Genomic DNA, 10,745 nt, shown 5'->3' with positions numbered 1-10,745 from the left:
TTAGAAGGATTAACAAGTCATACTGCGCACACCGATGAATTCGTGACTACAAGTGAAAAAGATTGGGGGGCTTATTCGGAAGGTGCGGATAAGGCGGATATTGACTTTCTAGTTGAACGACGTGATGTTTTGACTCTTCCCGAATTGAATTTGAGGAAGATGAACAAGACCGAGAACTAGTTAAGCAAAGAGAAAACTCCCCAGAATTGACGTTGATATTGATGAGTTGTGAACCAGTATGTTTGTGTTTCGGAGTTAATCACCAGAATCAAAAATGCCCCAAGTGTATCAACTTCTCATTTGTTTGAATTGCCACCCGACCGAAAAATAACAAAAGTTAGATTTAGCGATGATATGAGCGTAAAAGCTACGCTTTAGTCACTTAAATTGGATCATTTAGGGCTGGATCTATACGAACGAGCTAAAGCGCAGAGTAAATATTTAATAGTAACTAAGAATATGCCTAACTCTTCTTTGAGAGATCCAGAGCTATGGTAGATTGATAGAACGGAGCTGAGTAATCCTGAAAGATATGGTTGAATTGCTCACGGCTATCAAGCACAAAAGCAACTCGAACGTGGTCTAGGTTGTATGTCGTCAAAACAGAGCGTAACCAACCCGCCAACGAACTCTCCAAAAGCGCTCTACAGCCTACGAACCACACCCATGTTTGCTGATCACTTCGAATAACATCTAAGATTTCTGACTTGTATCGATAACCATCTCCCATTGAAGTTAGGTCGATGTACACAACATTAGCTCCCAGTCCATGGTTAATGCGATTGTACGTATCTTGAAGTTCTTTACCGCATTCACTATCAAATGTGTGAAGCCTCATTACGCCCAACTCCCAATAGCCGTGTATTAAGCGTTCTGGTGTACCTACAGGCCAGCTATCAAAGGTGTATAAGTTATCTTTACGCATCTACGAAACTTATTTTTATGAACGGATTAGAGAAGTGAAGCCCATGGCTGGACACATAAGCCAATATCTTAAGTGATTGAACCAGCTCATGCAGCGTAGCTCTGTCTGTCAAAGTAGACTTAATCAGGGTGAGGTCATTGAGTATCTGGTGTTTACGCTCCTCATTATAAAACACCATGTATTGCCCGATTTCAAGCTCTGCTTCACGGGGTGTGCTGTAATCTTTTAAGCAAATCTCCTCGTATTACAGACTTCTCAATAGTCGCTCAATAAAAAGATTGTCAATCCAGCGACCTTTTCCGTCCATGTTGATCCATATCCCCCTGATTGAGCAACCTCTGTGTGAACTCAGTGCTAGTAAACTCGCAGCCCTGATCGGATAAAGATATCGGGTGTCCGTAGTATTGGATCACCTCTTCGAGAGCCACGATACATAAAACTTGTACCCATGGTGTTCGATAACCGCGAGGACAACACCTCACAGTTATACCAGTCGATAATGACAACCAAGAACAGGAACCCTTTTGTTGATAGTTCGTTCATTTACAAGAAAGTTTGTCACTTTTTTCTCTGTCGGTTTAAGTTGACAGAGGTGATATGAACTGCCTATAGCAAACACGCCTTTGCCCCATTATCATCTAGGCATAGATTATGGGTTAGATGCATATGGCAGTAACTGGTCTACTTTTTCTAATGACCGTTTGCTAGTCAAAGTGATTAACTATCCCCCCCTTAATACTTGGCCCGAATATCTCTATTCCAGACCGAGAAACCCTTGGATAGTAACTAGCCATTTCGCCCAGATCTATGCTCTCCCTTTGCAACGCATAACTACCTCTTTTTTGAGTTATTTGGAAGAAACTGAATTCTGAAATTCTATCTTTTAATGCGCTAACGACAGTATGAATAATTGACGAAGGGCAACGGAGACCAAAAGTGATATCAATCATTTCTAGGGGGGAATCATTTAAACCCACATGGTCAAAGAGCCGCCATTCTGACTCGTACTTCCATGGCGTTGCTTTTCTTAGCAATACGGTATTGTCGAGTTCTTTTTTAGCTGAAAATTCGTTATTAAGTATGGCTCTTGCGATAAGACTCGTATGCAAACAACGATCATCGCTATAATCCACTTTATGCAAAGTGGGAATTGGCTTTCTTTTTAAAGAATAGCCAATACAAAGACCTCTGTGCTGATCACCATAATGACTCCAAAGTAAAGAGCTGTCTGGAGTAGAAGAAAAGCAGCAGACTCCCTTATCGTGCTGTTTCAATAATTCGGTTTGAATGTCACATGTTAAAATCCAACATTCTGCATCTTCCACTGAGATATTACTTTCTTCATAATCAGGGTTAGTTGCATAGTAAGCTATATCAGCCAAGGCCTTAGATGCCGTATTATTCGCTAGCTGAATGCTATAGTCTTTCGCGTCATCTTTATTGTACTTAGCTTTTTTTAATGATGATAAAGCCTCGGAGGACACTCTACGCTTTACTAGTTCATACAGAATTGCTTGTAGTTCCTGCTTGCTTGAGTCAGAAATGACCGTGGGCTGACAATCCATGGGATCATTAAAAGAACTGGGGTTAGCAAAATACAGTTTGTCGAGGCACAAAGAATCTAGGGTCAACTCACTGAAGTTTCGATATCTATATACCTTTTGTGGTTGTTCTCCATGCATAATCAGCTTCTCTTATTCACTAAATGTGACCATAGTATGATCGATAGACGGCTTTAGCATCAATACTGTAAATCGAAGGTTTTCCGATGTTGCTCCATGAGTGTTTATAGCTCGATAATGCCCCTTTACGTGCTACTACAGTTTAGTTTTGACTTAGTATTCTTAATATAAGTAGTCAATCTCCAACATCGAGTAAAGAGCGAATTTCAGCATAATTATCGAAAGGATCTAGTCTTTTTTACTACTGTGAGCTTTGTTGTTCATAAAGTTAGACATCTGAAATAAACTAACAGCATATCAATTAATTGCATGGTAGTGGTATGGGTAGATTCAAGCATGGTTCGGAATGGAGGCGTTGGGATCTTCATGTTCACACTCCTGATTCGGTACTGGAAACACAGTACAAATCCAATTGGGAACAATACTTAGAAGTAATTGAAAGTAGAGGTGAAGAAGTATCAGTAATTGGAGTTACTGATTACTACACCATCTCTGGTTACGAAAAGATGCTCAAGTATAAGTCTCATGGACGCTTGCAGAACATTGATGCCATGTTCCCCAACATTGAATTTAGGATTACTCCTGAAACTCAAAAAGACAAAGGTATCAATATACACATCATTGTTGACCCATCTGAATCAGACCACGTTACTCGAATTAATAATGCCCTTACACGATTGACGTACAAGTACGATACGCACCTCTATGGATGTATTGAACCGCAACTGAGAGACCTTGGAAAAGCACTTAATCCAGCTCTAAGCGATGAAGCTGCTCTGAAAGAAGGTATGAAGAACTTTAAGCCTTCATATGAGTCGTTTCGTGAGTGGTATGAGAATGAATCTTGGTTGAAGAAGAACTCAATTATTATTGTTGCTAATGCTTCAAAAGATGGAGTGTCCGGCATCAGAGAAAATGGATTTATGGCTACTCGCAAGGATATTTATAAATTCACTGATATGATATTTTCTGGCAAAGACAGCGACATTAAACACTTCATGGGGGGAAAAGAGCGCACAAAGAGTGACATCTTGAGTGACTATGGTCGAGTCATTCCATGTATTAATGGGTCAGACGCTCATGACTTTGGCAAGATTTTTGAACCATCCTTGAGACGCAATTGTTGGATAAAAGCAGACCCAACCTTTAGTGGCCTCCGTCAAGTCATCTATGAGCCAGAGCGGGTAAAAATCCAAGAACTCTCACCGGAGCATAAAGCTGAATATCAAACGATTCGTCGTGTAAGATACCTTGATACTTCGGGTGAAAAGTTATTTTCAGATGATTGGGTTCCGTTGAGCAAAGATTTGAATACGATCATTGGCGGTAAGTCCTCCGGCAAATCTATGCTGCTGTATCATATAGCTAAAACGATAAATCCCCAGAAGTTAATAACAGTATTCTTAAGGCTAAATCAGCGACTTATGATGATTTGGCTTCAGTAGACTTTGAAGTTGAATGGAGTAATGGAGAGACTTCTAAGTTGTCACAGCTTGAGGCATCAGATGAAAAAGCGATCACGTTTATCCCACAGCTATACATAAATCAACTAGCTGATAAAGACGGTAAAGAAGATCTGAATAAGCTGATCAGTAAAATCCTGAATCAGAACGATACTTACAAAGCATTTGTTGATAATACATATCGCAAAATCAATATATTGAGGACTCAGATCTCAGACAAGATTGATATGCGTTTTGAGCTGGTAGAACAACACAAAAAGCTAACTGACGAAGGAAAACAGATCGGTAACTCTAAGTCTGTTCAGCAAGAGATAGACAAAATTAAAGAGAAATCTGAGCAATTACGCAAGAAATCGAATTTCACTAAGGAAGATGAAGAACGATATAACAAGCTAGTTAGAGCTAGGGCATCGTTCCAAAAAGCCAAAACAAAACTTGAATCTTTTCAGTCTCACTTCAATGACATCTTAGCAAACGTCGAAGATAGCAGGTTGCGTTGGATTGAGAGTATACAGTCGGACATCGCAATCAAGTCAGGGTTCTCTGAAAAATCTACAGTTCTAAATGAACTGAAAGATGTGCTAAAAGATGAATTATCGAAAGCCTTTGAGTCTTTTCTTAAGAAAGTGTCGGAACAACAGTCCTCTATTCCTTACCGGTTAAAAGCCGTTGAGCAGAAGCTGGCTATTGTTAATGAATCGCTATTACCGCTTGAGAGTAAAGTTCAAGACAAGGCTGCTTTAGATAACTTGAACAAGCAACTGAAAGCAGAGGAGCAGAAACTCAAGCAAATCAGAGAAAAGATGGGAGCCAGAAAAATTGTTGATCAGAATGGGATTGCGTGTCGAACAGAGATAGACAACCTTTATAAGCAATTGTTTGAACTCTATCAGCAGCTCTGCGAAAAGGTAGCTGAATATAAAGTCGATGATGATATTCAGATAGAAGCAAAATTATCAGTCAATACTGAAAAATTTGATGTGTTTACTCAATGCTTTAATCGTAATGGCAACATGAAGTTTCTTCTCGAACAGCTTGTGGACGAACAAGGTAAGTACCAGTTCAGCATAGAGACTATTTGCACTGATATCAGTTCTGTTTCGAGCCGTATTGCGGCAAAAGAAGCACCATCGTTGAGAAAACACGCGACACAACTTGATGCCTTTAAGCATCTATATACTGACTATTTTGAAGTTAACTATGTAGTTTCATACAAAGATGACGATATTGTTCAAATGTCGCCTGGCAAACGGGGACTCGTACTGTTGAGCTTGATGCTTGAGCTAAGCAACTCTACTCATCCGATACTAATCGACCAACCAGAAGATAATCTGGATAACAGAACCATTTACTCTGAGCTGAAAGGCTTTGTTCGCAAGTGCAAGAACAAGAGACAAATCATAATGGTTACTCACAACGCTAATTTAGTAGTAGCAGCTGATGCCGAGTGCGTGATTGTTGCTGATCAGAAAGGACAGCAAGATGACAGCAACGGTTGCTCTGAGTTTAGATTTGACTACTTCGGAGGGAGCTTAGAGCTCAGCTATGACAGTCCTTATGGAGAAACTTATAACCAGTTGAGTGATATGGGCATACGACAACATGTATGCCACATACTTGAAGGCGGTATCGCCGCGTTTAAAGAGCGTGAGCAAAAGTACAACTTGTTATAATGCAAGCTAGATTAGTTTGAATGCAATGTGCCAGTTTCGTTTCCTCGATGTGACTAGGCTGACAGGTTGCTATAAATCGGTTCTGCCCCATTATTTGGTAGACCTTTCACTCGTTCACATCCTTTTCATGGGCTTTTCCCCTACAAAAACTTATCCATTCTTCTAGTGGTGTTCGTTTGTAACCCCCCGTGTTGTATTACGGGGATAAATTCCAAGAATAGGCGAAATTTGTCTAGGAGATCGGTGGAGGTCCAACTCACTTAACTCGGTGTCCAAAACTGACGGTGCGGATCTCTTTTCCTACCCCCCTCTCTCCAAACTTTGAGTAAATACCTCTTTTCAAAGCTCTCTACGGTAAGTGGTTTGGAGTATTTAAATCCTTGAACTCTTGACACATTCATAGAGTTACAAGCTCTGTGTTGCTCAGGAGTTTCTATTCCCTCAGCAATAATCTCATAGTTAAGTGAGCGTGCAAATGCACAGATGGCTTCAAACAACTGCCGAGAAGTGTGAACTTCGATATCCTTTAAGAAGCTGCGATCAATTTTGATAATATCGATTGGAAAATATTTGAGATGAGATAAGGATGAATAGCCAGTACCAAAATCATCAATGGCGATTTGAATACCTAACCGACTGAGCTCGTTTAACGTTTTCGAAGCGTTGCCTTTCGGGAGTAAACAGTTTTCAGTAATTTCAAACTCAATGTGAGAAGCACCGACTCCATACAAATGCAAAAATGCAGCAACCCTTTCGACCAGTTGAGGAGCGGATAGTTGTTTCGGAGATAGGTTCACTGCTAACGTAAAAGACTCAGGAAAGAAGCATGCTGTTCGCCATATCGACATTTGCCTAATCGCCGTTTCAATCACCCATTCACCAATATTCTCAATGAGCCCAGACTCTTCTGCAATTGGAATAAATACGTCTGGTGGGACGAAGCCTAGATCTGGATGATACCAACGAATCAACGCTTCGGCGCCAACAAGTCGCATTGATTTGTCAAATTGAGGTTGATAATGTAATTCGAATTCCTCTTTTTGTATGGCTTGCTTAAGGTTACTTTCAATGCGTAAACGTTGATCAACCGTATCATGAAAGGCTTTAGAATAGTACTGTGCCTGTTTTCGACCTTTCTCTTTTGCCCTGTATAGCGCGATATCCGAACACTTTCTCAATTCTAATGAGTTTGAAGCACACTCAGGATAACTGGCTACCCCGATGCTAATAGAAACTTCAATACATTGCTGGTCAATGTTGAAATTACTTTCAAACGCAGAGAGTATACGTCGTACAATTAAGTCAACCTGCCCTTCAGACGCTAAGTTAGTTGCAATCACTGCAAACTCGTCACCGCCTATACGAAATAAAGAATCACTATCTCGAGTGTTGCATTGAAGTCTTTGTGCTACTTCCTGTAAAACATGATCTCCCGTGACATGTCCATATTGGTCATTGATGTCTTTAAAACGATCCACATCGATGAGCAAGAGCGCTAAAGGTGTTTGACTGCGTGAAGCCATGAGTAAAAATTTCTTTAAGCGCTCATCAAAAAAGTGTCGATTAAATACCCCTGTTAACGTGTCAGTCTCAGCCAGTTGTTTTAGCTGAGTGTGAGTCTCGAGTACCTTTTGCTCTAAAAAGTAGCGCTCTGTTGCGATGATAATCGCTCTTCTCAAGCGGATCGAAGAAATTTCATTTTTCATCACGAAGTCTTGAGCACCCATCTCAATACATTTCAAAGCCAAATCTTCGTCATTACTATGGCTGAGCATGACAATTGACGTGGAAAAATCCGAATTTGATTTGAGTGCAATGAGCACTTCCATCCCCGTTGATGGTGGCAGTTGATAGTCCAGTAAAATCACATCAAAAGATTGTTTAAGGGCTTTGTCTAATCCTTCATGAGCAGTTTGCGCTTCTTCTATTATCGAGATAGGCAAATCTGTACTATGCAATGTTTTCTTAATTGCAAGTCTATCGATGGTATCGTCATCAATAATTAATACTTTCATATGCTGCCGCCATGAGTCATTGAACTGGTAATTCTACGATGCGCCAGTAGTTATCTAAAAAAGCAAGAACTTCATTAAAGTCCTGGCTCACCGAAGATTTGACCATGTAACCTGCGATATTTTTTCATACGCTGCCGTAATTTCTTCATCTCTTCTCGAGGTGGTTAGCACAAAAATCACTAGAGAGCAGAGCTCATCATCTCTTCTCACTTCACCAAGAAATTCAAGTCCATTCATTCGAGGCATGTTTAAATCGAGAAGCACAATACAAGGGGGAGGTATTTCCCCATTTCGCAAGCATTCTAAGGCTTCTATTCCATCTCTAGCTCGGTAAATAGGGTTAAGTAACTTCAAAGTGTTGAGTGCTCGCTTGATGCCCATTGCATCAATATCATCGTCTTCCACTAAGAGAATATTAACAGGTTTACATTCAGGGGATGTCATGAGGCTTCCTTAACGAGTACGGGGTTATTTTTGGGCCATGAGAAACGAAAAGCACATCCTCCGAGTGAGCTAGAGTCAATAGAATAATGGCATGAGTATAAATCCAGAACTTTCTTAATAATAGAAAGACCTAAACCACTTCCCTCAACAGTGTCTCTCGGTTGTAAGGTATGAAACAATTCAAACACTCTCTCCCTGAATTGTTCTGGGATCCCTGGTCCATCATCTTCAACCACAAACTGATACATGTCTCCGATATCCTCTCCTGAGACATAAATGGTTCCTATTTCCTTGTGGTGATGTTTGACGGCGTTGCTGATTAAATTACGAAGTATTAATTCAAGAGGTGTCGTTAATGTCTCAAACTCTCCGATATGGTTGTGGCAAACCAAAGAGATCTTACGTTGGGGAGAAATCAGTTCTAATGTCTCTTCACAATATTGCTCGAGATTAAATCTCCCTAGCTGGCCAGGCTTACGCCCCACACGAGAGTAAGCGAGTAAATCATCCAACAGTTTTTCCAACCTCTGCACGCGGTTGCTCAGCAAAGACGCATATTGTTCTGTTTGAGGGGTTAAAAACTCCGATAATTCCTCGATTAACCAAGTCACTAGCTGGGAAATACCGCGTAAAGGAGCTTTCAGATCATGAGAGGCGACATAGGCGAACTGATCAAGTTCTCTATTTGCCTCTTGCAATGCTTGATTTCTGACTTGAAGGTCTTTTGTGACCGTTTCTAACTTGTCTGTGCGCAATTGCAAATCTTTGGTCAAATGCTTTGCATACTCATCGACTCGATCTTTTTCACGAACCAACATGAGAAATAGTATAAATAACAAGACATCCACGATAATACCGAAGACAAGAATAAGCAGAGGTTGAGTGGTATTTTGCTGCGCTTCAAACAACGGCGAACTTTGAATAACGAAGGTCCAAACTCTACCGTATATATTCAACTCTAGAGTTTGTGTAAAGTGCGGATCTGAATGATGGCGCATGTTTGATACATTAAGATCACTGTACAGTAATTCTTGATTATCATAGAGACTGAAATTCACGAGTCGTTTCTCTCCAGAGAGAGTCCCGTTCATCAATTTATTTACAATAAATGGGGCGTAAACTAAACCTAAGAAACCATCTTTTGTATCTCCGTAGTACTCAGGAACTTCATCAGAAAACCAGGGAGCATAAAACAGAAAACCCGGCGCCTTTTCTGAGTCTTGAACTAAGGTAATTGGAGCAGTGATGGTGGCTGCATTTGTTAATCTGGCGTTTTTGGCTGCGGTGTATCGGTTGTTTTCATGTGCCATGTCTAGTCCCACGGCCTTTAGGTTATTTTGCATTGGTTCAATGTAGGTAATAGGCCAATATTCGGAAGCAGTTCGAGCAGGATGCGGCACATATTCAGACAGTTGCTTTCTTTGCCATTCTAAATACCGCTTTATTTTGTTATCAGGAACGTAGTGAATAACACCAATACCGTTGATGCCTGGAAAGTGTCGAGGGACATCAAACTGGTCAGCAAAAATTTTCCAGTCTGCTCTTGAGGCAGGCGCTTGATACATATGTAAGGCTGACACTCCTGCGAGCAGTGCCTCCTCATATTTCGACATCCGCTCTTGTACGAGTTCGACCAACTGATGGGCTTGAAACTCAAATTGAGTTTTTGCTTTTTGTTCCACCTGACTCGAGGTTACCGCCCAAGCGGTAAGAGTGAGCACGGCTGACAAAAAAAGTACAAGCCAATGATACCAATGGAGTGTACTTACCCGTTGAGTCAATAAAGTTATCGTCAAAATTTAACTGACCTTTATAATTGTTATATGTAAATCAACATAATTGATTATTAATTTATATGCAACTATGTTCTTTTTTTATATTTTCTTGTTTGGTTTTATGGGTGGTTTCGTTTCTTCAATAGGTTGCGCGAAAACAAGTCGCCATGGTCTGAGCAGTCTTATCATTAGTGACCACGGTTTCATGATTAAAAAATAAGTGACTAGCGGGCTTGCAACCGTAACTCTCTGAGCTTTAGGGGGGATGAGGAAGGGATAGTCGAACATTGACCACGCCGATTCTGTCTTCCTCTTAGTACTGAATACCGCACTAAATAAATTTTTTAGGCCTCTACCTTAGCCTTGAGGTTTAAGGCTAAGGTAGAGGTAAAGGAAGGTAAAAAAGAGCGATACAAACAAGAAGCGTAGACTTTGACATAGTTTGAAAATAACTGTAGCAAAGTCGGGGCTATCTAACTTAACTTCTACAGAAGTACTTTCCAACCGGCTTAATCAGATACGTCGTTATAATTTTTAGTTATTGATCACAAAGCTTAATATACAAGGAATTGAAATGAAGTTATACGAAATTAGTGGAGAAGTATTTTTATTAAAAACTAATTATGAGATCTCAATGTACCGTAGTTAACGTCATAGGCTGATATATTACCCTTAGTTTACCCAAAAAGGGCGTTAAAATCGTGAAGGTTTAAAGGGATATGGTTCAAGAGATGGATATAAAGCCCAAAGCTAAATGTGATTATTGTA

The 10,745-nt window shown here is 40.3% G+C and carries 5 protein-coding genes and 4 pseudogenes; 3 read left to right on the top strand and 6 right to left on the bottom strand.

All coding sequences use genetic code 11. The features are described from left to right. Positions 1 to 180, top strand: a pseudogene (locus ACZ5ZC_RS24045) (hypothetical protein); the annotation flags it as partial. 283 nt (positions 181 to 463) lie between these two features. Here ACZ5ZC_RS24045 and ACZ5ZC_RS24040 read toward each other — a convergent pair. The 3 genes and pseudogenes from ACZ5ZC_RS24040 to ACZ5ZC_RS24030 form a co-directional block, all read right to left on the bottom strand. Beyond that, positions 464 to 925, bottom strand: coding sequence for a hypothetical protein (locus ACZ5ZC_RS24040; RefSeq protein WP_005379029.1), 462 nt, complete (start codon positions 923 to 925; stop codon positions 464 to 466). Between the two features lie 86 nt (positions 926 to 1,011). Next, positions 1,012 to 1,450: pseudogene (locus tag ACZ5ZC_RS24035) on the bottom strand (transposase); the annotation flags it as partial. A gap of 179 nt (positions 1,451 to 1,629) precedes the next feature. After that, positions 1,630 to 2,607, bottom strand: a complete 978-nt coding sequence (locus tag ACZ5ZC_RS24030; protein ID WP_464932126.1) for a DUF2971 domain-containing protein — start codon at positions 2,605 to 2,607, stop codon at positions 1,630 to 1,632. A gap of 320 nt (positions 2,608 to 2,927) precedes the next feature. Between ACZ5ZC_RS24030 and ACZ5ZC_RS24025 the strand changes: the two genes are divergently transcribed. Both ACZ5ZC_RS24025 and ACZ5ZC_RS24020 read left to right on the top strand, forming a co-directional pair. Further along, positions 2,928 to 4,052, top strand: a complete 1,125-nt coding sequence (locus tag ACZ5ZC_RS24025) for a hypothetical protein (protein WP_464932127.1) — start codon at positions 2,928 to 2,930, stop codon at positions 4,050 to 4,052. Between the two features lie 1,118 nt (positions 4,053 to 5,170). Next, positions 5,171 to 5,743 (top strand): annotated as a pseudogene (locus ACZ5ZC_RS24020) (TrlF family AAA-like ATPase); the annotation flags it as partial. A gap of 260 nt (positions 5,744 to 6,003) precedes the next feature. On the opposite strand, the gene ACZ5ZC_RS24015 reads toward ACZ5ZC_RS24020, so the two are convergent. From ACZ5ZC_RS24015 to ACZ5ZC_RS24005, 3 genes and pseudogenes are all read right to left on the bottom strand, one after another. Beyond that, on the bottom strand, positions 6,004 to 7,758 hold the full coding sequence (locus ACZ5ZC_RS24015; protein WP_464932129.1) for a two-component system response regulator: 1,755 nt from the start codon (positions 7,756 to 7,758) through the stop codon (positions 6,004 to 6,006). Between the two features lie 16 nt (positions 7,759 to 7,774). Further along, positions 7,775 to 8,202, bottom strand: a pseudogene (locus ACZ5ZC_RS24010) (response regulator). Continuing rightward, positions 8,199 to 9,884, bottom strand: a complete 1,686-nt coding sequence (locus ACZ5ZC_RS24005) for a CHASE domain-containing protein (protein WP_464931822.1) — start codon at positions 9,882 to 9,884, stop codon at positions 8,199 to 8,201. Before ACZ5ZC_RS24005 ends, ACZ5ZC_RS24010 begins: the two are co-directional and overlap by 4 nt. Positions 9,885 to 10,745 lie beyond the last annotated feature (861 nt).

This window comes from Vibrio sp. JCM 18905, from assembly GCF_055393305.1.
This window is presented reverse-complemented; position numbering and strand designations above follow the sequence as displayed.